This window comes from Qipengyuania proteolytica, from assembly GCF_019711565.1.
GTDB lineage: Bacteria > Pseudomonadota > Alphaproteobacteria > Sphingomonadales > Sphingomonadaceae > Qipengyuania > Qipengyuania proteolytica.
Window position 1 is genome coordinate 1467807 of record NZ_JAIGNN010000001.1, and the last position, 26146, is coordinate 1493952.

The window sequence follows — 26146 nt, forward strand, 5'->3', positions numbered from 1 at the left end:
CGTGTTGCCCACCACCGTGGCGGTCGCACTTTTTTGCTATTGGACAGTGGTCCATGCGGTCCATGTGACTGGAGTGGCCCTCGGCGGATCCAACCTGAGTCCAACACTTCGCACTTGCAACACGGGAGCCAAGCGGCAAGAGGGTTGGCCATGAGCATGACCGATCTGATCGCCGCCGCCCGCGTGTCCAAGGCCTGGCCGTTCCAGGAGGCGCAGCGGCTGCTCAAGCGCTATCCCGACGGCGCGAAGCCCGATGGCTCGCCGGTGCTTTTCGAGACGGGTTATGGCCCCAGTGGCCTTCCGCATATCGGCACCTTCCAGGAGGTGCTGCGCACCACGCTCGTGCGCCGCGCGTTCGAGGCGCTGATCGGCGCGAAGCCGGAAGATGGCAAGACGCGGCTCGTCGCCTTCTCCGACGACATGGATGGCCTGCGTAAGGTGCCGGACAACGTGCCCAACCAGGCGCTGCTCGAGGCGAACCTGCACCTGCCGCTCAGCCGCGTGCCCGACCCGTTCGAGAAGGGCCACGAGAGCTTCGCCGCGCACAACAACGCGATGCTGCGCGACTTCCTCGATCGCTTCGGATTCGACTACGAGTTCATCGCCGCGAGCGACATGTACAACTCGGGCCGCTTCGACGATGCGCTACGCGGGGTGCTGCGCAACAATCAGGCGATCCTCGACATCATGCTGCCGACGCTGCGGGCCGAGCGCGCGGCGACCTATTCGCCGGTCATGCCGATCTCGCCCAACACCGGCCGCGTGCTGCAGGTTCCGGTCGAGGTGGTCGATGCCGATGCGGGCACCGTGCGCTTCACCGACGAAGACGGCACGGTGGTCGAACAGTCGGCACTGGGCGGCATGGCCAAGCTGCAGTGGAAAGTAGACTTCGCGATGCGCTGGGTCGCGCTGGGCGTCGATTACGAGATGTACGGCAAGGACCTCACCGATACCGGGGTCCAGTCGGGCAAGATCGCGCAGGTACTGGGCGGCCGCAAGCCTGAAGGCCTGATCTACGAGCTCTTCCTCGATGCGAATGGCGAGAAGATCTCGAAGTCGAAGGGCAACGGCCTGACGATCGAAGAATGGCTGTCTTACGGCAGCGAGGAGAGCCTCGGCTTCTACATCTTCCCCAATCCGAAGAGCGCCAAGCAGCTGCACGTGGGCGTGATCCCGCGTGCGGTGGACGATTACTGGCAGTTCCGCGAACGGTTGGCCGAGCAGGACCTCGACAAGCAGCTCGGCAATCCAGTGTGGCACCTCTTGCGCGCCAACGGCGGGTTTGAGGATAGCGACGCTCCCGGTGCGGGAGACAGCCTGCCGGTCACCTACGGCCTGCTGCTCAACCTCGCCAGCGTGCTGGGTGCGGAAGCGAGCGAGGATTCGCTGCGCGACTATCTTGCCAGCTACATCGGCGCGGATCGCATCACGCCCGAGCTCGAGACCCTGATCGGCACCGCGGTCGCCTATACGCGCGACTACATCGTGCCGACCCTATCGAAGCGTGCGCCGGCGGCCAACGAGGCGGAGGCGCTGAAGGCGCTCGATGCCTATCTCGCTACAGCCCACGCTGACGCCAGCGCCGAAGATCTCCAGACCGAGGTCTACGAGATCGGCAAGCGCGAGGAATACGGGTTCGAGAACCTGCGCGACTGGTTCAAGGCGCTCTACCAGACCTTGCTCGGCAGCGAGCAGGGGCCGCGCATGGGCAGCTTCATCGCGCTCTACGGGATCGAGAACAGCCGCAAGCTGATCGCCGAGGCGCTCGCCCGCGGCTGATGCCTCAGCTGTGCGGGCGCGTGCGGTACCACTTGGTCAGCACGTACTTGCTGCCCTTGATGACCGGTGTGCCCGCGTGAAGCGTGCCCTCGTTGGGCTCACCTTGCGGGGTGGCGTTGTTCCAGCAGAGCAGCACGCCGGGCTTGGGTTCGATCGAGGCGCCGACCTCCACGAAGTGCGTGTGCCCGCCTTCCTCGACCGTGTTAAGGAAGGCCATCGCGGTCCAGCAGCGCTGGCCGCCGCGCTTGCGTTCCAACTGCCAGTATTCCTGGTCGGTATAGAACCAGTCGTTGTGCGGCTTGAACTCCTGCCCCTGCAAGTACCGCTGCCCCTGGATGCGCTCTCCCGTTGCAGGATTGAGGCCGAGCAGGTCGTCGATCCGGCGCGAGATCATCTTCACGAAGGGATCGTGCGGATCAAAATTGCCCGAGTAGGAGGTCCGGAACTTCGCGATATAGGCGGTCTCGTGCAACTCGCTCGGCCGCGCGACGGCGTCGATCATGCGCACGAGACGCTGGCATTCGTCGAGCGTGAGGAAGTCGCCGATCGCGAAAATCTCGGCCTGGTCGGTGGGGATCTTGTAGGCCTGCGGGTCGGCTTCCAGACGTTTGCGCACCTGCGCGCCGACGCGTTTCAGGGCATCCTGATCCGGGATTGTCGCGGTCTTGCTCATGCGACCCTGTTAGCAAGTGATGGGAAGGCTTCAAGTATCCGGCTTGCCGCAATTCGCCGAAACGCTAGGCTGCGTCTTCCAATCCTTCGGGGAGAGACCGATGACCGAGAACACCTCACGCCGCTATTCCCTGGGGGCGATGATCTTTCACTGGACCATCGCCATTGCGGTGATCTGGAACTGGCGCATTGCCGAAAATGCCGAGCATGCGGCGACGCGCGAGGCGGCCGGTGCGATCATGGCCGACCACAAAGCACTCGGGATCACCATCCTGATCCTCTCCATCGGCCGGCTGGTGTGGCGCTTGACCCATCCGGTCCCGCCGCTGCCTTCCGACCTCAAACCCTGGGAGGCCAAGCTGGCGCGCACCGTCCATACCATTTTCTATGTCCTGCTGATCGGCCTGCCCATCGGCGGCTGGCTGGCGAGTTCCTTTTACGGCCAGGGGGTCGATGTCTTCGGCATCTTCACTCTGCCTGCGCTGCCGGTGGGCGAGAATAAAGACCTCGGCCATACCATCTTCGAAGCGCATGCCACGGGCGGTTCGATTTTCATCTACCTGATCGGCCTGCACATCCTCGGTGCCCTGAAGCACACCTTCTTCGACAAGAACGGCGGGATCTTCCGCATGCTGCCCTTCGGCAAGGTTCCGGGCTGAGCACGCGAAAAACCCCCGCCGATCGCTCGGCGGGGGCTCGCTGCCGTCCCGGACCACTCTCAAGCCGGGCCGGCGTCAGGACTTACCAGAAGAAGTCGTAGATCACGTCGACCACTTCGCCGCTGTAGACATCGACCAGCAGCACGTCGTCGTAATAGCGAACCCAGCGGTAGGGGCCGTAGACTTCCGGCAGGCGATAGCGCCAGGGGTCGTTGATCCAGTAGCGGCTGCCGAAGAACAGGCTGCCGAGCTGGAAACCGATGCTCACGCGGCTGTAGCGATAGTCGCGATAGGGCGCGTAATAGCGGCCGAGCCGGTAAAGGCTGCGGTTGCTGTAACGATAGCCGTGCCAGTCGTAACGGCGGTCGTTGCGCCAGCTGCGGTGATCCCAGCGGTTGTAGTCGTGCCAGCGGCGACCGTCGTAATAGCGCGCGCGGCGGTTCGCCTCGCGGTACCCGTCACGATAGCCGTCGCGATGGATGCGGCGATCTTCGTAGCGGTCCTGGCGGCGCTCGTCGCGGCGGCCGTCGCGATAGGCCTCACGGCGCACGTCGCGATGGTCGTAGTTGTGCCCGTCCCGGCGGCCGTCACGATAGGTGGTGTTGCGGTCGCCCCGATAATCGCGGCGCTCGGTGCGCTGGTCGCGGCGCTCTTCCGCAACACGCCGTTCGACGCGGCGTTCGATGCGCTCGCTCACGTTGCCCCGGCGATCCGACCGGTTCCAGTCGCGGCCACTGCGTTCCTGGGCAACGTCCGAACGACGGTCCGACCGGTTCCAGTCGCGACCGCGGCGCTGTTCGGCGACCTGCTGCGCTGCTGCGCGGCGCACCTCGGCCTGCTGCTGGCGCATGTCGCGCCGCTCGGGCGCTGCAGCGGGGCGTGCAGCCTCGCGGCGCTGCTGCCGAGCTTCGGTCCGCTGCTGGCGGGCTTCGCTGCGCTGGCTGCGCTGTTCGGCACGTTGGCCGCGGTCGCCGCGCTCGCTCCGCTCGGAGCGTTCGCGTCGATCCTGGGCTTGCGCTTCCGCAGGCAGGGCGGTGGCCACCATCGCCGCAGCGAGGGCGCCGAGGGCACTACCCTTCATCAGTCTGGTCAGTGTCATGGAGCGTATCCTTTGCCTCTACCAGCCGCTCCACCACCTGCGGCTCGTTTCACTGTCTCGCTTTGTATCACAACGGCCTGACGCGAAACTGAACCGGCTCAACACCCTTTCGTTCAGGTTCGGGAAGGTCAGCATGAACGTTATCATCATTGACACCGGGTGTCACTCCGTGCGTTTGGGCAAGCATGTACACCGATCTCGAACAGGTCCGCGCGGATATCGCCGATCGCCTGTGTATCGCTGCGTCGAATCGCAAATCGGCGATGCACACGCCGGTCGTGGTAACCCCCGATGCCGATGCGCGGATCATGGTCCTGCGCGAGTTCGATGCCGACGAATGGACGCTGCGCTTCCACACCGATGCCCGCTCGCCCAAGGTTGCGGTGATCGGCGAGGGCGCGGCGATGGCCGTGCTGTTCTACGATCCCGACGCCAAGATCCAGCTGCGGATCAGGGGCAGGGGCTGGATCGAAACCGACACAGCGCTCGCCGACACCGCCTGGCAGGAGAGCGCCAATTTCGCCCGCCGCTGCTATCTCGGCGCGGCACCGGGGGAGGAACGGGACGAACCGGCCACCGGCCTGCCCGACTGGGCCGAGGGTATCCAGCCAATCGACGAACAACTCGCCCCCGCACGCCCGAACTTCGCGGTGCTGCTTGTCGAGGTCGAGGAGGCGGACTGGTACTGGCTCAGCCATGAAGGCCACCGCCGCGCGCTGGTGGGGCCGGAGGAGGCGCGCTGGATCACGCCCTGACCGGGGCCGACTTGAGTCTATCAGCCGACAGTGGCAATCTCTCTCCTGCTAAACGGCAGCGGGTCGCTATCTACGAGGGAGATGAGCCATGCCCGCCATTCGCTTCGGCCTTGCGGTCGTCACCTATCTCGCGTTCTTCGCGACCTTCCTGTACCTGATTGCGTTCGTCGGCGGGGTCTTCGTCCCCAAGACCGTCGATAGCGGCACAGCGCCAGCGACCGCCGTCGCGCTGGTCGTGAACCTCGCGCTGATCTTGCTGTTCGGTCTCCAGCACTCGGTCATGGCGCGGCCTGGGTTCAAGGCGGTCCTGACCAGATCGATCCACCCGTCGATCGAACGCACCGCCTATGTCTTCGCCACGCTGGTCGCGCTGTGGATCTTGTTCGCCTACTGGCAGCCGATGCCGCGGGTGATCTGGCAGGCCGAGGCCGAGTGGGCCGTGATGGCACTGTGGGCGCTGTTCCTGATCGGCTGGACGATCGCCTTCATCAGCACCTGGCTGCTCAACCATTTCGAGCTGTTCGGCCTGCAGCAGACTTGGCTGCACATGACCGGGCGCGAGGCGGTTTTGCAGAAGTTCCGCCAGCCGCTGTTCTACAAGGTGAGCCGCCACCCGCTCTATCTCGGCATGATGATCGGCATCTGGGCTATCCCGACCATGACGCTGGGGCACCTCGTCTTCGCGGCGGGGATGACGGTCTATGTCCTGATCGCCATCCGCTACGAGGAGCGCGACCTCATCACCTTCCTCGGCGACCAGTATGCGGAATACCGCAAGCGGGTCGGCATGCTGGTGCCGGGGATCGGCAAGGCGAAATAGCGGATAAACAAGATTGCCGCGTTCACGGTCAGTTGCCGGCATTAGGGACCTTTTCATTCCCTTCTGGTAGCGCTACCAAAAGTAACCTGCGCTACTGGGAGGGAGCGAAGAGCATGACCGGGCTGAAGACCATCCTATTGCTGTCCGACAATCCGGGCGAAGACTATCTGGCGCGAGTCCGCAGCGGTGTGGATCGCGCTTGCAGGCCGGCTGGAGTCGGCCTCGATGCGATCAATGTTTACGATCGCGATATCACTACCACGCAAGTGCTTGAGAAATCCGACCATGCGGGGGTCATCCTTACTCCTCCGGTATCCGACGATCGCCAGATTTTATCGCTGCTCGAAGCGCGGGGTGTACCTTTTGTTCGCATTGCCGCCCTGCTGGACATGGATCGCGGCAGTACCGTGGGCATGGACGAGTACGAGGCGGCCTCTTCGATCGTGGGTCATATGACGGCGCGCGGCCACCGGCGGATCGGCATTGTACGTGGGCCGAGCTCGCAGCTGGTCAGCATGCGACGCTACAATGGCTATTCCAATGCGTTGGGCGCCAAGGGCCTGCGCGTGGACTCGGCGCTTGTGGTGCAGGGCGACTTCACACGGCAGTCGGGGCGGGAGCAGGCACCGAAGCTCTTCGCTGCGAAGCCAACGGCGATCTTCGCCTGCAACGACGAGATGGCTGCGGGCGTTATCGACGCGGCGGATGCGGTGGGCATCGCGATCCCCGGCGACATCTCGCTGGTAGGCTATGACGACAACGCCGTGGCCACCAAGGTCCGCCCGCAACTCACCACGGTGCGCCAGCCGTGCGAGGCGATGGGCGAGGCGGCGGGTAAGCTGCTGGTCGAACAGATCGGTCGGGCGGGGATGCCGAAGCAGAACGTCCTGGTGCCCTTCGAGATCGTCGAGCGGGATTCGGTCGCCGACTATACCGGCTAGTCAGGCGGCTGGCTGGATCGCGCGCAGGGTGAGGTCGAAGCTGATGTCCTCGCCCGCGAGCGGGTGGTTGCCGTCGGCCTTTACCGCCTTTTCGCCGACCTCGAGGATGTAGAGCGTCATCGGCTGGCCGTCGGGCGTCTGCGCGCTCAATTGCATGCCCGGTTGCGGGGCGGGCTCGGGCGGCAGGTTGGCGCGCGGAATCTCGATGATCAGCTCGTCGCGGCGCGGGCCGAAGGCCTTGTCGCAGGGGATGGCGACCGTCTGCTCGCCGCCGACGCTCATGCCGGTCAGCGCCTCCTCGATCTGCGGGAAGATCTGCCCGCTGCCGAGCGTGACCGTTTGCGGCCCGACCTGCGCGGTATTGCCGATCTCCTGCCCGTCGCCGCGCTTCAGAACGTAGTCGATGGTCACAGTGTCGCCGGTGGTGGGAGTGGTCATGGTTATCCTTCGGAAGTTCGTGTTCGCGGCGCGAGGGATGCGCCGTCAGGGGATGCGCCCGAGGCTTGAGCGCGTTGGGGCAGAGTCTCGCAAAGGATGGTGGGGGGAGTCAAATGGAGGGGTGGGACCGTTGAAAGGGCGACAGTCTGGTGACATAGGCGACACCCTGTCGCCCGGCGGCAACTTTCAGAAAAGTATTTTAAAACATGTAATTGGATCAAGTTAGCATCAGCTACAGGTTCATGCCTGCCGGGGGGGAGGGGCAGAGGCTACGCTTCGCAACTCCAAGGATAAACCGTTCAAAGAGCGGCCAGAATGGTAAGCGCGACTAGGAGTGTAGGAAAGGGCAAACACCCTTGCGCGGTGAATTGTTGCGGAGAGTAAAGCCATTGTTCAAACACCCCGGAACTGGCTTCGAAGTCCGAATTGGATCTTAGAAATATTTAACTGGTGATCGTGTAATATCGGGAGATAGAGACTTTACTCGAGGTCCGGAAATGAGCCGAAATTATGCGTGGGGATTCGTGGTTGCAGGCGGCTTCGCAGCTGCAACCGGCTTCCCGGTTCAATCGGGTTTCGGCATTCTCGACCTGCAGGGGCTGGCCTTTCTCGCCCAATTTCTGGTCTTCGTGGGGTTTTGCGGCGTCGCCATCGCGATTTCCAAGGACGCCATCGATCTGAGGCGCGCACTCGGCATTTCTCTCATGGTCTGGATGGCATGTGCCGCGCTCAGCGAGGCTACGTCGAGCGGCATCCGCTGGCTCATGCCTTTCCCGATTATCTTCATGGTGACGTGGCAGCGCGACCCTCTGCCTGATGAGGGCATGCTGTCGCACTTGCCGGAACCCGTGCGGCAGGGGATCGCCGTTCTTGCCGCCGTGGTGGGATCGCACATGCTGGCAAGCGGGCTGTCGAACTTCCGGTTGAATAGCCTGCGCTTCGACTATTTCGAGATATTCACGGGTGCGATCATCTACGGTGCGGCGATCATCCTGCTAAAGGCACCGATGACCTGGGGAGCGATTGCGCGCCTTGGCATCGGGTCTTACGCGGCGAGCCTGGCCCTGTTCTCGGTCGCCCTGATCGTCGAGGTCGCCATGGACCCCTACGCGTTCAAGAGCCAGATCGCCAATCTGATCATCTGCGCCATGCTGCTGGTGCAGGTCTGGCGGCATTTCTTCCGCCCGGACGGCTGGCTCAAACTGATCGAAACGCTGGTGGGCGGGATAATCGCCTCGCTGGCAACCGAGGGATTCCTCGACTGGCTGCTCGATACGACCCCGTGGATAATCTTCGGGTTTCCCTACGCGATATTCGCCGCGGCCATGGCCGGGATCGGGCTTTACCTCGTCTGGTCGGACCGCATCGTCCTGAAGGATTTGGGACGACGTTTCGGCTTCGGCGCGAACCAGTCAGCCTGAAGTGGAAGGCAACGGGAGGATTGCATGCACCCGCTGGTAGATCTTTGTTTCGATTTTATTTTCCGCAACGTCGGGCCGAAGTGGCTGCAATGGATATCGGCGATCTTTCTCACCTGGTCCATTGCAGCCGCTTTCGTCTGGCTGATGAGCTAGGTTCTCAGCGCGTCAGCTTCTTATACGCCAACCGTGTCGGCCGGTCCGCTGCATCGCCGAGCCTGCGCCGCTTGTCCTCTTCATAGGCTTCGAAGTTCCCTTCGAACCATTCGACGTGGCTGTTGCCCTCGAAGGCGAGGATGTGCGTCGCGAGGCGGTCGAGGAAGAAGCGGTCGTGGCTAATCACCACGGCGCAGCCGGCGAAGTTCTCGATCGCGTCTTCGAGCGCGGCTAGGGTTTCGACGTCGAGGTCGTTGGTCGGTTCGTCGAGCAGCAGGACGTTGCCGCCGGTCTTGAGCATCTTGGCCATGTGGACGCGGTTGCGCTCACCACCCGACAGCTTGCCGACGTTCTTCTGCTGGTCCGCGCCCTTGAAGTTGAACGCGCCGACATAGGCGCGCGTGCTCATGTCCTGGCCGTTGACCTTCATGTAATCGAGCCCGTCCGAAATCTCTTCCCAGACGTTGTGCTTGGGATCGAGGTGGTCGCGGCTCTGGTCGACATAGCCGAGGCGCACGGTCGAGCCGATCTCGATGGTGCCGCTGTCGGGCTCTTCCTTGCCGGTGAGGATTTTGAACAGGGTAGACTTGCCCGCGCCATTGGGGCCGATCACGCCGACGATGCCGCCCGGGGGCAGGGTGAAGCTGAGGTCTTCGAACAGCAGTTTGTCGCCATAGGCCTTGGAGATGTTCTTGGCCTCGATGACCTTGCCGCCGAGGCGTTCGGGCACCTGGATGACGATCTGTGCCTTGCCGACGGCGCGGTTTTCCTGGCTGTTCTGCAGTTCCTCGAACTTGCGGATACGCGCCTTGGACTTGGTCTGGCGGGCGGCCGGGGTCTGCCGGATCCATTCGAGTTCGCGCTGGAGGGCCTTCTGCTTGCCCGATTCCTCGCGGCTTTCCTGCTCGAGGCGCTTGGCCTTCTTCTCGAGGTAGGTCGAGTAATTGCCTTCGTACGGGTAGTACGAACCGCGGTCGAGTTCGAGGATCCAGCCCACCACATTGTCGAGGAAGTAGCGGTCGTGGGTGATCATCAGCACCGCACCGGCATAGTCCTTGAGGTGGTTTTCGAGCCACTGGACGGATTCCGCGTCGAGGTGGTTGGTCGGCTCGTCCAGCAGCAGGATCGAAGGCTTCTGGATCAGCAGGCGGGTGAGCGCGACGCGGCGCTTTTCGCCGCCCGACAGGTCCTTGACCGGCCAGTCGCCCGGCGGGCACCGCAGCGCTTCCATCGCGACTTCGAGCTGGTTGTCGAGCGTCCAGCCGTCGACCGCGTCGATCTTGTCCTGCAGCTCGCCCATTTCCGCGCCCAGCGCGTCGAAATCGGCATCGGGCTCGCACATCAGCGCGCTGACTTCGTTGAAGCGCGCGACGAGGTCTGCGGTTTCCTTCGCGCCCTCGCGGACGTTCTCGAGCACGGTCTTGGTCGGGTCGAGCTCGGGTTCCTGCTCGAGATAGCCGACGGTGATGTTCTCACCCGGCCATGCCTCGCCGGTGAAGTCCTTGTCGATGCCGGCCATGATCTTGATCAGCGTGGACTTGCCCGCACCGTTGGGGCCGACGATGCCGATCTTGGCACCCTGGTAGAACTGCAGGTTGATGTTGGACAGCACCGGCTTCTGCGCGCCGGGGAAGGTCTTGGTCATGTCCTTCATGACGTATGCGTATTGCGCGGCCATCGGGCGGGTCCTTCGTAATCGGATATGGGATGTGCGGGCTGGAAGCGCCCGGCAGGTCTGGTGGGGCAGATAATGATGCGGAGGCGAAGGGGCAAGCGTGCTGTGGCCGCCGGGAGGAAAGGCTTCGGGGATCGCGATTGCGGCCAAAACCTCCCGAATGGTTAACGCCAGCTTGCCGGAAAGGCGGTTATCCCCATGTTTTACGCGGTAAATCCGGCCTGTAGTGAGGACTTGTTAAGTATCTCTCCCTAGAAAACCCCAAAGGGGGTTCCAGGCGTCATCATGCGCGAACAGATACTCGGACTCATCACGCCGGCCATGGCGCTCATCTTCATGATGGTGTTTCTCGTGCTGTGGAAGCGCGGGAACATGGGGTCCTACGTGCTCGGTTTCGCGGCTGCCTACCTCTTCATGGGGATCGGCTTCCTGATCACGCATCTGGTGCCGGACCCCGGTGCATTTTACGTCTTCCATACGACGCAGGTGTTCTACACGCTGGGGACGGGCGCGCTGATCTGGGCCGCGACGAAGCGGGTCGGGCAGCATATCTCGATCCCGGCGCTCGGCGTGATCTATGGTGTTTCCGCCCTGACGCTGGCCGCGGCGGTGGGCATGTCGGACGATACCGCTCCGCGGCTCTACATCGTCAACACCGGCTATGGCGTCATGTTCGTGCTGGGCACGATGGCGCTGTTCAACGTCCAGCGGCGCAACGCGATCGACACGCTGATCGCGGTGCTGTTCGCGGTGTCGGCGATGAACCTGCTGGTGCGCCCGGTGCTCACGCTGATCATCGCCGGCGGATCGAGTGCGGCGGACTATCGCGAATCCATCTACTATTCGGTGCTCAGCGTCGCGGTCACGGTCGCCTCGCTCATGACCGGTGTCACGCTGATCGGCGCCTGCGCCTGGGACCAGGTCATCAACGAACGCGAACGGGCGGAGCGCGACATGCTCACCGGCCTGCGCGCACGCCGCGCCTTCGAGCAGGATGCGCTCGCGATCATCGAGCGGGCCAAGCAGGAAGGCGTGCCGATCGGGCTGGTCGTGGCCGATATCGACCACTTCAAGGCGGTGAACGACGTCTACGGCCACCAGGTCGGCGACAAGGCGATTGCGGCCTTCGGCGGCGTGATCTCCAATATGATCCGCAATTCCGACATCGCCGGGCGCATCGGCGGCGAGGAATTCTGCATTCTCGCGTGGAACTGCGATGGCGAACGCGCCGAAGCGATGGCCGAACGCATTCGCAAGCGGTTCGCCGATACGGTCGTGCCGGGCATGGTTGCCAACCAGCGCCTCACCGCCAGCTTCGGCGTTGCCGCGCGGCAGGCGGGCGAGGGCTATGGCAAGCTGTTCGCCCGTGCCGATGCCGAACTCTACCGCGCCAAGGAAGGCGGTCGCAACCGCGTCTGCCGCGAAGATGGCGCCGGTGTCGTCGCGGAGTTCAAGCCGCGCGAGGAGCGCCGCGAAGCGGTCGCCTAAGCGCGCAGCAGGCGCGGCATCAGCGCCAGTTGCAGGCCCGTCCGCAACACCAGGAACAGCACGAAGGACAGCCACAACCCGTGGTTGCCGAGCGGCCATGTCAGCCACAACAGCAGCGCGTAGCCCGCCGCCGCGCCCGCCATGCTCAGCAGCAGGGCCCGCGTCCAGCTGGCGCCCACGAACACGCCGTCGAGCACGAAGCTGGCGACGCCGGCGAAGGGGATGACGATCAGCCACGGGAGCAGCGACTGTGCCTCGCGCGCGACGGCTCCGGTTGCCGCAAAGGACGCGAGGATCGCCTCACCCGCGACCCCGAACACGGCGGCGAGCCCCGCTGCCACGGCAAAGCCCCGCCACAGGATCGCGCGGACATAGGCCACGAAGCCTGCGCGGTCGTCCTCGCCATGCCGCTCGCCATTGAGCACCTGCGCCGCGTTCTCGAAACCGTCCAGCAGTAGCGCCGAGAACACGAACAACTGGTAGAGGATACCATTGGCGGCGAGGACGACCGCGCTGCGCTCCGCGCCCAGACGGGTGAGGGCCGAAATCGCGACCATCAGCACCACGGTCCGCAGGAAGAGATCGCGATTGACCGACAGGAACGGCCGCAGCGAGGCCAGCGAAAGATGCACCCGCGCGCGCAGGGCCTCGCGCAAGTCCCCGCCTGCCAGATGCAGCACCACGGCAGCGCACACCGCGAGCTTGGCATATTCGGCCACGAAGCTGGACCAGCCGATCCCGGCGATCCCCCGGTCGAGCCCCAGCGCCAGCCACAGGCCGAGTACGACGTTGAGGAGATTGTAGGCGACCTCGATCGCCAGCACGGTCTTCATCCGCCGGCGACCGACGAGAAATCCCACGATGGCGAAGTTGGCCATCACCGCCGGCGCGCTCCAATAGCGGATGTCGGCATAAATGCGGGCTGCATCGCGCACCTCGCCGCGCGCACCCAGGGCGTCGAGCAGCGCCGGCAGCAGGAGCGGCTTCGCCAGCAGGAGCAGCGCCGCGATGGCAAGCCCCACGACCAGCCCGCGCAGCAGCACCGCAGCCTGTTCCTGCGCCCCGCTGCGCGTGCCCGCCTGCGCGACCAGCCCGGTGGTACCGGTCTTGAGGAAGTTCATGACCGTGAAGAGGGCTGCGAACAGCTTCGCCCCGACGTCGACCGCACCCTGTGTGGGCGCGTCGCCCAGCTGGCCGACGATCCACATGTCGCCCACACCGATCAGCGCGGTCGCCACATTGGTGACCATCGCGGGCAGGGCGATTGCCCAGATGACGCGGGTGTCGATGGCGGACGGGCGGCTGCTGGCGGTCAGGCGTCGCTCCCCGAAACGAAAGGAAATCTGGTCGGGGAGACTGGATTCGAACCAGCGACCCCTTGTACCCAAAACAAGTGCGCTACCAGGCTGCGCCACTCCCCGACAGATTTCCCGTGCTGCATTGCGACTGGTGGGCCCGGCAGGACTCGAACCCGCGACCTAGCCGTTATGAGCGGCCAGCTCTAACCAACTGAGCTACAGGCCCCCACGCGCCGCATGCGGAGGCCAGCGCCTAGCCGCGCCGGGTGCGGCTGACAAGCGCCTAGACGACCACGGAGTCGATGATTTCCGCGACTGTGGTGGACTGGACCCCGCGCTGGCCGAGATAGGCGTAGATCGCGCGCAACCAATCGTAGAAATCGTCGAGATCGTCCTCGGTCCGCACATAAGGCGTGTAGCCGGGCGCGAGCGAGGGGCTGTGGAAGCTCAGCACAAGCACAGGCAGCCCGTCGTCGAGCGCTATGTCGATGCCCTTGAGCGCCTCTGCGCGCGAGACGCCCTCCGGAGTTAGCGAAATGCGTTCGAGCAGGCCCAGGCGCGAACACAGGCCGGTCAGTTTCGGGAAGCGCAGGGTAAGGGGGAACAGCGCTTCGCCCTGCTTGCGAAACATGCCCCAATAGACCGTGGTCAACGGCAGCTCGAGCAGGTTGCGCTGGTCGTCCGTCCAGTAGGGCGCGACCGGATGGCGTCGATAATCGGGGCCACCCGCATAGCCATAGTCGAAGCGCGACCGCACCGAACTGTCGATCGCCATGCCGCATTCCGACAGGATGCGGGCCGTGTTCGGCCCAAGCCCGTAACGGCCCGCGCGATAGATGAGCGGCGTGGCGCCGAAATTGCTCTCGATTTCGTCGCGCAGGCGGCGGAACTTCTCGCGTTCGAGTTCCGGCGCCAGATTGCCCACGAAGCTGGTGTGCTGGCCCAGCTCTTCCTCGAAGGGTGGATTGACCCACGGGTGCAACTGGACGCCGACTTCGGCCTTTCCGGCGGCGACCGCGCTCCCGATGATCTCCCGCGCCATCGCAGAGCGGGCGACGGGCCAATCGACCAGGTACACCGGCTTGGCTCCGATCCCTTCGCAGAACTGCTGGAATTTCGACAGGCGCCGCAAATGGTCGAGGCCATAGCCGTCGCGCGAGAAATCCGCGTTCCAGTCGAACTCTTCCTCGGTGTCGATCGTCAGCAGCACGCGCTGCCCGAAGTCCGGCCCGAACCGGGCGCGCTGCCTCGCCGTTGGCGGCTTCAGGAGATTTGCGTGTTGTATCGACCAGCCCCCCCTCAGGCCATCGTGCCGCGGTGTCAGCCCGCCGCGCGACCCCGTTCATCCATTGGGCTAGGCAGGCCCTTCTCGCTGGTCAAGAGCGGCAGCGAAAGGATCAGCCATCCGCCGTCTCGCGATAGCTCGCCACCCGCCGCGCGGGCTTCTGCCCGTGCGAGGCGGAGCGAGAATCCCGCGCCGAAGATCCCCGAGCTGACGGTGCTGCCGCCGGATCGCGCTTCGGACGAAAAGATGTCTTCGGCGGCGGCGAGTGACGCGGGCAGCTGCGCACGCAGCGCGGCCTGGTCGTTCTCGGTGCGCAGGTCGAGCTTGATGGTTTCGCCCGCGCCGGTCGCGCCCGCCAGCGTCGCCAGCACGCGCCAGGCGAGCATCTCCGCTTCCCGCTCGGCGAGCGGAAGCAGGGCGGCCTGCGCCGCCAGTTCGGCATCGAAGCGGGCGACACGGGGACTGAGGACCGACTGCAGCTGGGCGATCTGGGCGCGGGCGATCGCGGCGAAATCCGCCGTGCCGCTGTCGAGCTCGATCGCGCCCGTTTCCAGCTTGGCCAGCCGGTCGAGTTCGTCGAACCCCGCCAGGATGCGCGCGCTGTCGCCCGCGATGCTGGCGGCGAGCGCCCGGTATTCGTGCGGCGTCGGACCGAAGACCTGCTGCTGGATGACTTCTGCATAGCCCTGCATGGCGTTGACCGGTGTGCGCAGTTCGTGGAGCAGCTGGCGCAGCCGGTCGGCGCTGCGCTGGCGCAGGTCGTCGCCGGCTTCGACCGCGCGGCGGAACCGCCCGACGTAGCCGTAGAAGCGGCCCTCGCCGCGGGTGAAGCGCGGGGCTGCGTCGACGATCCAGTCGCCCGCTATGGCATCGCTGCCCCCCAGCACGATTGCGGCCGCGCGGATGGGGCGACGGTTGAGGAAACCTGCCGCGAAGGCGTCGTCGCCAGTCCCGTCGCGCCGCTGGGCGAGGGCGGTGCCGATGACCATGGGGGCGACTTCGGGATCGGCCCAGTCAATCTTCCCTTCCGCATCGGTACCGAAGCTAAAGCTTTCCACCGGCTTGCGGGGAGCGGGCTGGTCGAGGCCCGAAAGCGGCAAGGAAGGTGCATCGTCCGCCGGGCTTCCGCGATTGCGCTTGTAGGCTTCGATCCGGTCGACCAGCGCGCGGATGCCGCCGCTGTCGGTCGGAGAGCGCGGCGCTGCCGGCACTGCATCGGCGGGCGCGGGTTCGGGATGCGACACGCGATCGTCTGCCTCCGTGTCGCTGGCGGCCGAGAGCACCAGCGGCTCGGGCGCTTCCAGGGAGCGTGCGAAGTCCTTATCCTCGTCTTCGTCCTCCGTCTCAACCAACAGCTCCAGCACGTCGGGCAAGGGCAGGGCGCGATCCTGCACGCCGAGCTGGTCGAGCACGCGCACCGCCTTTTCGGGCAGGTCGCGGCGGTGGCGCAGGAAACCGCGTGCGCGGATAGGCAGCTTCGGGATCAGGGCTTCCCATTCCTCGCCACTCAGCTCCGCGCGGTAAAGCGCGGCGGCGGCGATCGAGGGATGCGCTTCGCCGAACCACTTGACCAGTTCCGGATTGCGGAAACGCCAGCCGGTTTCGCCGACGATCTTCGCCCGCTCCTCGACCGGAATTTTTTCCGCCAGCGCGATCAGGCGCAGGTAGGCCGCCGCCTTCAGGGCGGGGTCGCCCGCCTGCGGACGCTCGCCCAGGAGGTCGATCAGCTGACGGAACTGTGTCTTGCCCGCACGCTCGCCCGCGGCGCGAAGGCGCAACACTGTGGCAAGGCGGTCATCGAAGTGCATCGGATCTCCGTTGGCGGACAAAGGTTTGCGAAGGGGTAACCATCGCCCAATTCTGCCTTCTATCCGTGTAATGTTTACGCTGAACGGAAAGTTGTCTTCGCGTTGCAAAGCGGGACAATTGCTGGCAAAGATAATAATGTTAGCCAAGAGGCTCCGGATGCGTTGTTAACATTTCGCAATTGAATCCGGTCCCAAAGGCGTGGACTGCCAAATCAAACGGGGCTCAGGGTAATGGCCAATCTCGACGAAATCGATCGCAAACTGCTGGGGGAGCTGCAGGCAGAAGGGCGAATCACCAATGTCGAACTGGCGCACCGCGTCGGGCTGACCGCGCCGCCGTGCCTGCGGCGTGTCCGCGCGCTCGAGGAAGAAGGCGTCATCCGCGGCTATCACGCCGATCTGGATCCGGGAAAGCTGGGGTTCTCGATCACCGTGTTCGCCATGGTCAGCCTGAAGAGTCAGGCGGAGGATTCGTTGCGCGAGTTCGAGCAGGCGATGAAACAACTGCCCGAGGTCCGCGAAGTCCACATGCTCAATGGCGAGATCGATTTCATCATCAAGATCGTCAGCAAGGACCTGCAGAGCTTCCAGGAATTCCTCACCAGCAAGCTGACGCCCGCGCCCAACGTGGCGAGCGTGAAGACCTCGCTGACCATCCGCACCAGCAAGAACGATCCGGGCGTTCCGCTCGGCTGATGCGATGAGCCCGACGATCCACGGCCATTGCCTGTGCGGCGCGGTTCGTATCGAACTGTCGGGACCGGCGCAGGAGGTGGAGCTGTGCCAATGCGCCATGTGTCGCCGCTGGGGCGGGGCATTCTATGCAGCGCTGAGGGGCGAAGATTTCACGATCCACGGCGAGGAAGCCATCACTGCCTACGCCTCCAGCGACTGGGGCGAGCGCGCCTTCTGCTCGCATTGCGGCTCGAACATCTGGTGGCGCTTCAAGCCCACCGGCAACCGCAGCTTCTCCGCAGGCCTGTTCGACGACGCTGCGCATCTCGCCATCGAGAAGGAGATCTTCGTCGATGAGCGCGCCGACTGGTGCCGCGTGAGGGGCGATCATCCGCAGCAGACCGGCGCGGAAGTGATCGCCGAGGCCAAGGCGGCGGGCTTCAGTTTCGACTAGTCTGAATAGGCGGCAAGCCCTGCGGAATTCGTGATCGTGATCCCGCCGTACCGGCGCTTGAGCAGGCCCTTCGCCGCGAACTCCGACAGTGCCTGCCCGATCGTCACGCGCGAGACGCCGACGAAGTCCGCCAACTGCTGCTGCGTGATGTCGAGGTCCCATCCGTCCTCCAACGCCAGATGCACCAGCACCCGTGCAATTCGCGCCTGCGCGGAGAGGCTGTAGTCGCCCTCGATCCGGTCGAGCGCGGCGCGCAGCTTGTTGGCCATCGAATTGAGCAGCCAGCGCGCGAATTTCGGTTCGCTTTCGAGCAGCCGGTCGATCTGGCCGGCCTCGATCCAGACCAGCTCCACATCACCTTCCGCGATCGCGTTGACCTGCTGCGCTACTCCCGCAAAACAGGCGAGCTCGCCGATGAGGTCGCCGCGCCCGAGGACGCCGTAGAGGATGCGCTCGCCCTCGCGCCCGAAGCGGCAGGCCATCACCTGGCCGGTCTCGATCACCCAGAACCCCTTGCCCGCATCCCCGCGATGCAGGACCTGCGCACCGCCCGCGAAACCTTGCCTGCGACCAGCCGCCACCAGCATGGTGAAGATTGCGCCCTCGGCGTGCGAGGGACCGATCTCAGAGAATTGATAAGTCCTTTGCATTCCTCCCCGTCATGAACCGCTAGAAGGCGATTCGCAACGAGAGGAAAAGCCGGGGAGGACCACCAGCATGACCGACGTACTCGAGAAGAGCGCAGCCTTCCGCACTATGACCGAAGGCACCCAGGAAGACTGGGATATCATCATGACGCACGCCAAACCCTTTGCCGCGAATGGCGGTGCGCGCGTGCTCGAGCATTTGAAACTGCTCGACGGCGATTTCGGCGGCTTCCAGGTCGACCGGCTCACGCATTGCCTCCAGACCGCGACCCGCGCGCACCGCGACGGCAAGCCCGAAGATTACGTTGTCATGGCGCTGCTCCACGACATCGGCGATACGCTAGGTGCCTATAATCACGCCGATATCGCGGCCTCGATCCTCCAGCCCTTCGTGTCGGAGGAGCTGCACTGGATCGTGAAGCATCACGCGATTTTCCAGGGCAACAACTTCTTCCACTTCATCGGGCTCGATCCCGACATGCGCGACAAGTTCAGGGACTCGCCCTATTTCGACGCGACGGTGGAATTCATCGAGAAATACGACTGTCCGGCCTTCGATCCGGACTACCAATCCGAACCGCTCGAATTTTTCGAGCCCATGGTCATGCGCCTGTTTGAGCGTCCGCGCACAAGCATGTACAAGGCCGCCGTAGAGTAAATTCCCGGAGAGAGAGCATGGCAACCGTACTCGAAACCAAGACCGCCAATGACGACAGCCACATCCGCGCCTCGGTGAGCGACGAGGAATGGGCGGTCCGCGTCGATCTCGCCGCGGCCTACCGACTGGTCGCGCTCTATGGCTGGGACGATCTCATCTTCACGCACCTGTCGGCGCGCGTGCCGGGGCCGGAGCATCACTTCCTGATCAACCCCTACGACATGATGTTCGAGGAGATCACCGCCTCCAGCCTCGTCAAGATCGACACCGAAGGCCAGCCGGTGATCCCGAGCGCACATCCGGTCAATCCGGCGGGCTTCACGATCCACTCGGCGCTGCACATGAATTGTGAGGATGCGCATGCGGTTATGCACCTCCACACGCCCGACGGGCAGGCGGTCAGCGCCATGGCCGAGGGGCTGATGGAACACACGCAGACCGGCATGATCGCGCGCCACGACATCGCCTATCACGAGTATGAAGGCATCGCGACCGACCTCGAGGAACGCGAGCGGCTGGTCGAGGACATGGGCGACAAGCACGCGATGATCCTGCGCAACCACGGCACGCTGGCGATCGGCAAGAGCGTCGCCGAATGTTTCCTGCGCCTCTACTTCATCGAGCGCGCCTGCACCGCGCAGGTCCGCATGCTGAGCGCGGGCCGCGAGAACCTCAACAACCCGCCGCAGGGCACGCCGGAAAAGGTCCAGGCGCAGACCCCCGCAGACGGCATCGGCATGGTCGCCAACGCCCTCGCGTGGCCCGCCCTGCTGCGCAAGCTCGACCGGATCGACCCGAGTTTCAGGGACTAGGGCGTAGTCCGGTCAGCTCGACCGGAACAGCTCGATATAGGCCAAGGCCGGTTCGAGGATCATCGAGACGTCGTCGGCGCTCGCGCGGTTCGAGACTTCGATGATCCTCGCTTCGGTTTCTTCCGATAGGAGGAAACGGGTCATCGCCTCCAAGGCGACTTCGTCCTCATACTCTTCCGCGAACTGCGCTTTGAGCCGGCCTTTCTTCAAGAGGTCGGAGTATGCGTCGACAATTGAGGTGGCGAGCTGGAGCGCGACGTTCTCGCCGCGCATACTGCGGATGAGTTCGCAACCGTTCTCTACCGGCCAATCGAGCGCCACGGCGCCGCTCCACCATGATAGATAGCTGTCGTCCTCATCCGGTGGCGCTGAAACACCCCGAGCCATCGCATGGGTAAAAACCGCGAGAACTGCCTCCCGCTTTTCCGTGCTGAAGTCAGACCAGCCGCTTTCCCGAATGCGCCATGCGAGCAGCGGAGGCTCCACTCCGATCCAGGTCGGATCCTCGAGGGCGAGCTGGAGAATACGGGGAAGGAAGTACTGGTAGTCGCGTCCGGTGCCTACCGTCGTCATAGCCCAGCCGGAATAGGGTCCGATCAGATGATCGGTGATGTCCCTAAGTGGAAGGTCGAGGATCACCCGCAGAACCGTGTCGTTCTCGTCACCCCGCCGATAGGGAGAGCGCTCGAGCGAAACCGGGCGCTCTACATCGCGGAAGGCGCGATAGGCGTCCTCGATCACCTGCCTCTGCGAGGCTTCGAGAGGCGTCAGTCCTCGCGCTCCTTTAGCCAGTCCTCGAGCCACTTGATCGTGTAGTCGCCGGTCTGGACGTCCTCCTGTTGCAGGAGCGCCTGGTGCAGCGGGATGTTCGTTTTCACGCCTTCGACCACCATCTCCTCCAGCGCGCGCTTCAGGCGCATCATGCAACCCTCGCGGTTGCGGCCGTAGACGATCAGCTTGGCGATCATGCTGTCGTAATAGGGCGGGATGGAATAGCCGGCGTAGAGCCCGCTATCGACGCGCACATGCATGCCGCCGGCCGGGTGGTAATAGGTGACCTTGCCGGGCGAGGGGGCGAAGGTGAACGGGTCTTCCGCATTGATGCGGCACTCGATCGCGTGGCCCTTGAACTCGATATCCTCCTGCGCGACCGACAACGGTTTGCCTGCCGCGATGCGGATCTGCTCGCGCACCAGGTCGACGCCGGTGATGGCTTCGGTCACGGGATGTTCGACCTGCAGGCGGGTGTTCATCTCGATGAAGTAGAACTCGCCGTTCTCCCACAGGAACTCGATCGTCCCTGCGCCGCGATAGCCCATGTCGCGCATCGCGGAGGCACAGATTTCGCCCATGCGCATGCGTTCTTCGTGGCTGATGACGGGGGAGGGCGCTTCCTCGAGCACCTTCTGGTGGCGCCGCTGGAGCGAACAGTCGCGCTCGCCCAGATGGATGGCATTGCCTTCGCCGTCGCCGAACACCTGGAATTCGATGTGGCGCGGATTGCCGAGGTACTTCTCGATATAGACGGTCGCGTCGCCGAAGGCGGCCTTCGCCTCGCTGCCGGCCTGCTGCATCAGCGTTTCGAGCTGGTCCTCGCTTTCGCAGACCTTCATCCCGCGCCCGCCGCCGCCGCTGGCGGCCTTGATGATCACCGGATAGCCGATCTCCGCGGCGATCTCCCGCGCGTCGTCGATTTCGGAGACGGCGCCGTCGCTGCCGGGGACTAGCGGCAGGCCGAGCGCGCCTGCGGTCCGCTTGGCCTCGACCTTGTCGCCCATCGTGCGGATGTGTTCGGGCTTGGGGCCGATCCACTTGATGTCGTGCGCCTCGACGATCTCGGCGAACTTGGCGTTTTCCGAGAGGAAGCCGTAGCCCGGGTGGATCGCATCGGCGTGGCTCACCTCAGCGGCGGAGATGATGTTGGCGATGTTGAGATAGCTGTCGGTCGCGCTCGGCGGGCCGATGCACACGGCATGGTCGGCGAGGCGGACGTGCATCGCATCGGCGTCGGCGGTGGAGTGCACCGCGACCGTCTCGATGCCCATTTCATGCGCCGCACGGTGGATGCGCAGCGCGATTTCGCCGCGATTGGCGATGAGGATACGTTTGATGTCGGACACGGGGATTCCTCAGCCGATGACGATCAGCGGCTGGTCGAATTCGACCGGCTGGGCATTCTCGACAAGGATCGCCTTGACCGTCCCGGCCTTGTCGGCGGTGATCGGGTTCATCACCTTCATCGCCTCGACAATGACCAGCGTCTGGCCTTCCTTGACGCTGTCGCCGACCGAAACGAAGTCCTTCGCGCCCGGTTCGGGGGCGAGGTAGACGGTGCCGACCATGGGCGACTTGATCGCGCCGGCGTGGTCCGCGGCAGGGGCGGCTGCGGGGACAGGGGCGGCCGCTGCGGGAGCCGCCGCCGGTGCTGCTGCCATGGGAGCCGCCATCGCGGCAGGAGCCATCGCCACGCCGCCACCACGCGAGACGCGGATCATGCGGTCGCCGTCTTCTACTTCGATTTCCGTAAGACCCGTTTCGCCCAGCATCTCGGCGAGTTCGCGCACGAGATTGATGTCGATGTTCATGCCGGACTTGCCGGCGCTGCCCTTGTGGTCGGCCATGGTTACCCTTGTTGTAGCTTTGCAGCGCCTATGCGCCCCGGCGCGCTGTGTGACAAGGGGTGCGGGCGGGTTTTAAAGCGCTGCGGCCTTCTCCAACGCTACGGCATAGCCGCGCGGCCCCATCCCCTTGACCTCGTCCACCGCGCCCATGCCGACGTAGGAGATGTGGCGGAATTCCTCGCGTTTCGCGGGGTCGGAGAGGTGCACCTCGATCACCGGCACACCGATCGCCTTGATCGCGTCGAGCAGCGCGATGGAGGTATGGGTATAGGCGCCCGCATTGAGCAGCACCGCCTTGGCCCCGACTTCTCGCGCCTCGTGCAGCCAGTCGACCAGCACGCCCTCGTGATTGGTCTGGCGCATGTCGATCGCGAGGCCGAGTTCCTGCGCCTTGTCCTCGAGCATGCGGCCGATATCGTCGAGCGTATCCGAGCCATAGATCTCCGGCTCGCGCGTGCCGAGGAGGTTCAGGTTGGGGCCGTTGAGGACGAAGATGGTGGGGGTCATGGGGCGGGGTTAGCGGGAGTCGAGGGGGGTGAGAAGCGGCTGTGCGCTACCGACCGCGATTTCGGCCTCCCATTCTTGTCTTACGAACCAACCGCAGCAACGACTGTCGCAATTGCAGCGACAACGACAAGTCCGAAAGCGAACCCCGCAACAAAGCGCCTCTTTTGTGTGGGATCGCTCATGAAAATTGTCGATCAAATCAGCATAATTATCACGAAGAGCGTGAGGGCTGAGAAGACAAGAATGAAAGGCATCAACTTTTTGGGCGTCATTGCAGCCTCCTGAGATCCAACCGACATAGCCGCGCACCATTCTTCGTCAACTTTGTTGGTTCTGCCGTGTGCGCCAAGGTAGGAAAAGAAGGTTATCACCTCTTCGTCGAAGAATTTGGGGGTCGTAGCACCGAAAGAGCCCATTTCGCCAACCAGGTACTGCGCCCGAGGCATGGCATTACTGATCCGTCCCCTTGACCTTCCCCCACTGCCGCGCCGCCGTGTAGCCGAGGTAGCCCGTCCCAAACAGCGCGTAGAGCGCGTCCGGCAGCGCCGCGAGGTAGCGGGTCATGCCGGTGCCGATGTCGAGCGCTGTCTGCGCGTCGAAGGCGGCGATCACGCCCATCGGTACGCTGAACAGGATCAGCGCGTACATCACGTAGAGGAAGCTAGGGCGGGCGCGGCTGGTCCAGGGGTCGGCGCTCTGCGCTTCGGCGACGATGGCGGAGAGACGGGCTTCGATGGCCTTCAACTCCTGCGTCCCCTCGAGCGCGATCAGTTCGAGCTTGGCTTTGGCGCGCGCCTCTTTGTCGGGAATTACCTTGTCGATGATCGAGGCAATGGGTCCGATGAGCGATTCGAGCAGGGCCATGGCGGGTCTCCGTGATTGGGAAACCGCAGCCGATAACCAAAAAGGTTCGTGTAGGAAAATGGTTTAACCGGGTAGGCTGATTGGGCGAGTCTCGTATTGCTGCTGCCATTGGTGGATATCGGACAGCATGATCTCGCTCAGGCGCCGGATGCGATCGACCAGCCGGTCGTAGGTCAGCGTGTCGCTACGCACGGCGACCTGCAGCTTGCCCAGCCGTCGCGCAATGGCGCTCGATCGCTCTGCCGTCGCGGCGAAATCGCCCTGCATGCGGATACCGTAGAGCGCGGCGGCAAAGGCGGGAAAGAAGGCGGTCGCCATGGTGACAATCTGGGTCAGGCCGACACCGGCGATCTCGATCGGTCCGGGCCCGGCGAACTTGGACGCGAGATAGACAAGGCAGAAGAGGATCGTGCCGACGAACAGCACATCGCCTGCGCGGTGGAGCCGGTGGTTCACGTGCTCCATCATGTGCGCATTGCGCTCGTGATAGCCGATCTGGTCTTCGATCAGCGAGAGCACCGACCCGCGCACCTTCTCGAGATAGGCCCGGTCCAGGTCCCCCTGCGGCAATTCGAGTTCGCGCGCCGTGGCCCGGGCGTACCATGTCTCCCACCCCGGGTGCGTGGTGCCGTCCTCCACATCGCGCAGCGACAGCCGCCCGAGCGTCGCGGAGATGGCGAGGAGGCGCAGGCGTTCGGCCAGATGCCGACGGTCGATCCACAGCTGGTGGAAATTGCAGCGGTGGGCGCGCCGCGTGTTGGCGATGATCAAGCCGATCACGACCAGCTCGGCCACGATGAACCAGACCTTGGCTTCCGGAGCCAGCAGGCTGGCGAGCGCCAGCAGCACGGCCATGGCGGCGAGGCCGAAATTGGTCACGAAGCTGCTGCGGAACTGCAGTGCCGCGGCATTGGCGGCCGCGTCGGCGCGCGCGAAGCGATCCGCCAGCGCGCCGTTGAGGCGGCTCCCGAAGCGACCGAGCGCGGCAAAGGGCTCGATCAGCGGGGTGAAATACTGGCGCGCCTCGGTCGGTCCGGGGGAGCGGAAATAGGTGCGTTTCCAGCTGCGCCCGCCAGTGACGAACAGCAAGAGGGGCCAGGCAAGGCTGGTGCGGTTCTTCAGCACATCGCCGCGCAGGAAGGTGCGAAGGGCGGCATCTTCCTCTCCTTCGGGCGGACCGCACAGGGCTTCGATCAGGCCGGGCAGGGCGCGCGACAGTTCCACCCGCTCGACCCCGTCGATCGAGGGGCGATCGGGCACCTCCTCGTGCAGGCCGCTCCACAGCAGGATGGGTTCGTGCGAGCCGTCGGGATTGATGTGGATCACCGGGATGTGGCGCGCGATCGCTTCGGACACCACTTCGGTGGTGCCGCCGCGGCCGCGCGCGGGCTCGCCGTCCCAGATAGCGATGAGGATGTCCGATTGTGCGAGGACCAGCCGCCCGATCCCCTCGTAACCGGCTTCGTCGCCGTGCCTGTGATCGGCGAGCGCGAGCGTCCCGTCGGCGGCCTCGGTCAACTGCTGCGCCGCGCGCCACTCCTCGGGAGAGAAATCCTTGGCATATTCCTCGGGCAGGAAGGGCAGGCAGGCCGACAGGGCGATGCCTTGTTCCAGCGCGGCCTCCGCAGCCACCGTATCCGCGCCGGACGCCAGTGCGGTGACGAGGCGGACGAGCGGCTCTTCGCCGGAGAACAGGTCCGCATGGCGGTCGCGGATCGCCTCCAGTAGGCCCTGCGCTTCCGAAAAGATGCGCCGGCACTCTTCGCGTGCCGCTTCGTGATGTTCGAAGGCAAGGCGGGGTGGGCGATGGCCGGTGATGCCGAATCGCACGGCGAGGCGGGGCCTCAATCTGTCAGTACCCGTGGCAGCTTCCGACACCTGTCGTCCTCACCCAATCGCTGCGTCCAGTAAGCCCTTACGGGATACAGGAAATCGCCGCGCGCGCAATTCGCGCAGGCACGGGAGGCAGAGGAAACCGGCGATGAAGGAGGAAACCACTGGTCGGGATGACTGGATTCGAACCAGCGACCCCCACACCCCCAGTATGGTGCGCTACCAGGCTGCGCTACATCCCGAAACCAGTGGAGGCGGCCCTATAGGCGGGGCGTTCAGGCATGGCAAGCGCCTCGCGCGCCATTTCGTTGCCACTGTCCCGCATAGCTGCTAACCGCGCCCGCACTTCGGCTGCGGGAGGCGGGAGAGGCGCTTGAACAGGGCGCACACGCCACCCACCTGCAGCCGGTCGCACCACTCAACCGACAGGGTTTTCTTCGATGCTCGACCTTCTTGCCGCTGCCAGTTCCACCGGCGCCCAGCCGCCCGCATGGACCGGCTGGATCCTCCCGCTCGGCATGCTACTGATCCTGTGGTTCCTGATCATCCGGCCGCAGATGCGCCAGCAGAAGGAACACCGCGAGCGCGTTTCCGGTCTGCAAAAGGGTGACGAAGTCGTCACTTCGGGCGGGCTCGTGGGCAAGATCACCAAGGTCGAAGAGCATTTCGTCCATGTCGAGCTCGCCAAGGGCATGACCGTCAAGGCGGTTCGCAGCACCATCGGCGAGGTTCTTTCCTCGCGCGGCAAGCCCGCCGCGAACGACTAAGGCGAGGGCGCTACAGC

28 protein-coding genes and 3 tRNA genes are annotated in these 26146 nt (G+C 64.6%); 13 read left to right on the plus strand and 18 right to left on the minus strand.

All coding sequences use genetic code 11. From position 1 onward, the window contains the following. Positions 1 to 150 precede the first annotated feature (150 nt). The gene (locus tag K3172_RS07195) at positions 151 to 1779 is read left to right on the plus strand and encodes a lysine--tRNA ligase (protein WP_221588311.1); all 1629 of its coding nucleotides are present in this window, start codon (positions 151 to 153) and stop codon (positions 1777 to 1779) included. Positions 1780 to 1783: 4 nt separating this feature from the next. On the opposite strand, the gene K3172_RS07200 is transcribed toward K3172_RS07195, so the two are convergent. Continuing rightward, positions 1784 to 2452 carry a prolyl hydroxylase family protein gene (locus tag K3172_RS07200; protein ID WP_221588313.1) on the minus strand — a complete coding sequence of 223 codons (669 nt, stop codon included), beginning with the start codon at positions 2450 to 2452 and terminating at the stop codon, positions 1784 to 1786. A gap of 100 nt (positions 2453 to 2552) precedes the next feature. Between K3172_RS07200 and K3172_RS07205 the strand changes: the two genes are divergently transcribed. Further along, positions 2553 to 3110: a cytochrome b gene (locus K3172_RS07205; RefSeq protein WP_221588315.1), complete on the plus strand. Its 558-nt coding sequence runs from the start codon at positions 2553 to 2555 to the stop codon at positions 3108 to 3110. Between the two features lie 82 nt (positions 3111 to 3192). Here K3172_RS07205 and K3172_RS07210 read toward each other — a convergent pair whose 3' ends face one another. Beyond that, a complete protein-coding gene (locus tag K3172_RS07210; RefSeq protein WP_247717953.1) occupies positions 3193 to 4209 on the minus strand; it encodes an RcnB family protein in 1017 nt (338 codons plus the stop codon). A gap of 185 nt (positions 4210 to 4394) precedes the next feature. Here K3172_RS07210 and K3172_RS07215 point away from each other — a divergent pair, with 185 nt between their 5' ends. The 3 genes from K3172_RS07215 to K3172_RS07225 all read left to right on the plus strand — a co-directional run bounded on the left by K3172_RS07215 (position 4395) and on the right by K3172_RS07225 (position 6725). Continuing rightward, a complete protein-coding gene (locus K3172_RS07215; RefSeq protein ID WP_247717954.1) occupies positions 4395 to 4964 on the plus strand; it encodes a PNPOx family protein in 570 nt (189 codons plus the stop codon). 88 nt (positions 4965 to 5052) lie between these two features. After that, complete coding sequence (gene mddA, locus K3172_RS07220; RefSeq protein WP_221588317.1) at positions 5053 to 5784, plus strand: methanethiol S-methyltransferase; 732 nt, start codon at positions 5053 to 5055, stop codon at positions 5782 to 5784. Positions 5785 to 5897: 113 nt separating this feature from the next. After that, a complete protein-coding gene (locus tag K3172_RS07225; RefSeq protein WP_221588319.1) occupies positions 5898 to 6725 on the plus strand; it encodes a substrate-binding domain-containing protein in 828 nt (275 codons plus the stop codon). Here K3172_RS07225 and K3172_RS07230 read toward each other — a convergent pair whose 3' ends face one another. Then, positions 6726 to 7163, minus strand: a complete 438-nt coding sequence (locus tag K3172_RS07230; RefSeq protein WP_221588321.1) for an FKBP-type peptidyl-prolyl cis-trans isomerase — start codon at positions 7161 to 7163, stop codon at positions 6726 to 6728. Positions 7164 to 7660: 497 nt separating this feature from the next. Between K3172_RS07230 and K3172_RS07235 the strand changes: the two genes are divergently transcribed. Together K3172_RS07235 and K3172_RS15665 are read left to right on the plus strand one after the other, a co-directional pair. Next, the gene (locus K3172_RS07235) at positions 7661 to 8584 is read left to right on the plus strand and encodes a hypothetical protein (protein ID WP_221588324.1); all 924 of its coding nucleotides are present in this window, start codon (positions 7661 to 7663) and stop codon (positions 8582 to 8584) included. A gap of 24 nt (positions 8585 to 8608) precedes the next feature. After that, positions 8609 to 8737 carry a hypothetical protein gene (locus K3172_RS15665; protein ID WP_282098592.1) on the plus strand — a complete coding sequence of 43 codons (129 nt, stop codon included), beginning with the start codon at positions 8609 to 8611 and terminating at the stop codon, positions 8735 to 8737. 4 nt (positions 8738 to 8741) lie between these two features. Here K3172_RS15665 and ettA read toward each other — a convergent pair whose 3' ends face one another. Next, on the minus strand, positions 8742 to 10415 hold the full coding sequence (ettA, locus tag K3172_RS07240) for an energy-dependent translational throttle protein EttA (protein WP_221588326.1): 1674 nt from the start codon (positions 10413 to 10415) through the stop codon (positions 8742 to 8744). A gap of 282 nt (positions 10416 to 10697) precedes the next feature. Between ettA and K3172_RS07245 the strand changes: the two genes are divergently transcribed. Next, positions 10698 to 11900, plus strand: coding sequence for a GGDEF domain-containing protein (locus K3172_RS07245; protein ID WP_221588328.1), 1203 nt, complete (start codon positions 10698 to 10700; stop codon positions 11898 to 11900). On the opposite strand, the gene K3172_RS07250 is transcribed toward K3172_RS07245, so the two are convergent. The 5 genes from K3172_RS07250 to K3172_RS07270 form a co-directional block, all read right to left on the minus strand. Next, positions 11897 to 13150 carry an MATE family efflux transporter gene (locus tag K3172_RS07250; protein ID WP_221588330.1) on the minus strand — a complete coding sequence of 418 codons (1254 nt, stop codon included), beginning with the start codon at positions 13148 to 13150 and terminating at the stop codon, positions 11897 to 11899. The genes K3172_RS07245 and K3172_RS07250 overlap by 4 nt on opposite strands. A 94-nt stretch (positions 13151 to 13244) precedes the next feature. After that, positions 13245 to 13321 (minus strand) — tRNA-Pro (locus tag K3172_RS07255). 26 nt (positions 13322 to 13347) lie between these two features. After that, positions 13348 to 13424, minus strand: a tRNA-Ile gene (locus K3172_RS07260). 57 nt (positions 13425 to 13481) lie between these two features. Beyond that, entirely contained in the window at positions 13482 to 14483 is a 1002-nt protein-coding gene (locus K3172_RS07265; protein ID WP_221589110.1) for a polysaccharide deacetylase family protein, read from the minus strand. A gap of 35 nt (positions 14484 to 14518) precedes the next feature. Beyond that, the gene (locus tag K3172_RS07270; RefSeq protein ID WP_221588332.1) at positions 14519 to 16291 is read right to left on the minus strand and encodes a histidine kinase dimerization/phospho-acceptor domain-containing protein; all 1773 of its coding nucleotides are present in this window, start codon (positions 16289 to 16291) and stop codon (positions 14519 to 14521) included. A gap of 231 nt (positions 16292 to 16522) precedes the next feature. Between K3172_RS07270 and K3172_RS07275 the strand changes: the two genes are divergently transcribed. Beyond that, a complete protein-coding gene (locus K3172_RS07275) occupies positions 16523 to 16987 on the plus strand; it encodes an Lrp/AsnC family transcriptional regulator (RefSeq protein WP_221588334.1) in 465 nt (154 codons plus the stop codon). Between the two features lie 4 nt (positions 16988 to 16991). Then, a complete protein-coding gene (locus K3172_RS07280) occupies positions 16992 to 17420 on the plus strand; it encodes a GFA family protein (RefSeq protein ID WP_221588337.1) in 429 nt (142 codons plus the stop codon). On the opposite strand, the gene K3172_RS07285 is transcribed toward K3172_RS07280, so the two are convergent. Continuing rightward, on the minus strand, positions 17417 to 18070 hold the full coding sequence (locus tag K3172_RS07285) for a Crp/Fnr family transcriptional regulator (protein ID WP_221588339.1): 654 nt from the start codon (positions 18068 to 18070) through the stop codon (positions 17417 to 17419). The genes K3172_RS07280 and K3172_RS07285 overlap by 4 nt on opposite strands. Before the next feature lie 67 nt (positions 18071 to 18137). Here K3172_RS07285 and K3172_RS07290 point away from each other — a divergent pair, with 67 nt between their 5' ends. Both K3172_RS07290 and K3172_RS07295 read left to right on the plus strand, forming a co-directional pair. Continuing rightward, a complete protein-coding gene (locus K3172_RS07290) occupies positions 18138 to 18725 on the plus strand; it encodes an HD domain-containing protein (RefSeq protein ID WP_221588340.1) in 588 nt (195 codons plus the stop codon). 17 nt (positions 18726 to 18742) lie between these two features. After that, a complete protein-coding gene (locus K3172_RS07295; RefSeq protein WP_221588342.1) occupies positions 18743 to 19537 on the plus strand; it encodes a class II aldolase/adducin family protein in 795 nt (264 codons plus the stop codon). A 12-nt stretch (positions 19538 to 19549) separates the two neighbouring features. Here the strand turns inward: K3172_RS07295 and K3172_RS07300 are convergent, their stop codons facing one another. The 8 genes from K3172_RS07300 to K3172_RS07335 all read right to left on the minus strand — a co-directional run bounded on the left by K3172_RS07300 (position 19550) and on the right by K3172_RS07335 (position 25604). Next, positions 19550 to 20278 (minus strand): hypothetical protein, encoded by a 729-nt coding sequence (locus K3172_RS07300; RefSeq protein ID WP_221588343.1) that lies wholly within the window; start codon positions 20276 to 20278, stop codon positions 19550 to 19552. Between the two features lie 26 nt (positions 20279 to 20304). Continuing rightward, positions 20305 to 21657, minus strand: a complete 1353-nt coding sequence (accC, locus tag K3172_RS07305; RefSeq protein WP_345725616.1) for an acetyl-CoA carboxylase biotin carboxylase subunit — start codon at positions 21655 to 21657, stop codon at positions 20305 to 20307. A 9-nt stretch (positions 21658 to 21666) separates the two neighbouring features. Further along, positions 21667 to 22158, minus strand: coding sequence for an acetyl-CoA carboxylase biotin carboxyl carrier protein (gene accB / locus K3172_RS07310; protein WP_221588345.1), 492 nt, complete (start codon positions 22156 to 22158; stop codon positions 21667 to 21669). A gap of 72 nt (positions 22159 to 22230) precedes the next feature. Beyond that, positions 22231 to 22665 carry a type II 3-dehydroquinate dehydratase gene (locus K3172_RS07315; protein WP_221588348.1) on the minus strand — a complete coding sequence of 145 codons (435 nt, stop codon included), beginning with the start codon at positions 22663 to 22665 and terminating at the stop codon, positions 22231 to 22233. 194 nt (positions 22666 to 22859) lie between these two features. Next, complete coding sequence (locus K3172_RS07320) at positions 22860 to 23081, minus strand: hypothetical protein (protein WP_221588349.1); 222 nt, start codon at positions 23079 to 23081, stop codon at positions 22860 to 22862. 34 nt (positions 23082 to 23115) lie between these two features. Further along, the gene (locus K3172_RS07325; protein WP_221588351.1) at positions 23116 to 23529 is read right to left on the minus strand and encodes a holin family protein; all 414 of its coding nucleotides are present in this window, start codon (positions 23527 to 23529) and stop codon (positions 23116 to 23118) included. A gap of 63 nt (positions 23530 to 23592) precedes the next feature. After that, positions 23593 to 25359, minus strand: coding sequence for a hypothetical protein (locus tag K3172_RS07330; RefSeq protein WP_221588354.1), 1767 nt, complete (start codon positions 25357 to 25359; stop codon positions 23593 to 23595). A gap of 168 nt (positions 25360 to 25527) precedes the next feature. Beyond that, positions 25528 to 25604, minus strand: a tRNA-Pro gene (locus K3172_RS07335). A 198-nt stretch (positions 25605 to 25802) separates the two neighbouring features. Between K3172_RS07335 and yajC the strand changes: the two genes are divergently transcribed. After that, the gene (yajC, locus tag K3172_RS07340; RefSeq protein ID WP_221588356.1) at positions 25803 to 26129 is read left to right on the plus strand and encodes a preprotein translocase subunit YajC; all 327 of its coding nucleotides are present in this window, start codon (positions 25803 to 25805) and stop codon (positions 26127 to 26129) included. The last annotated feature ends 17 nt before the right edge of the window (positions 26130 to 26146 follow it).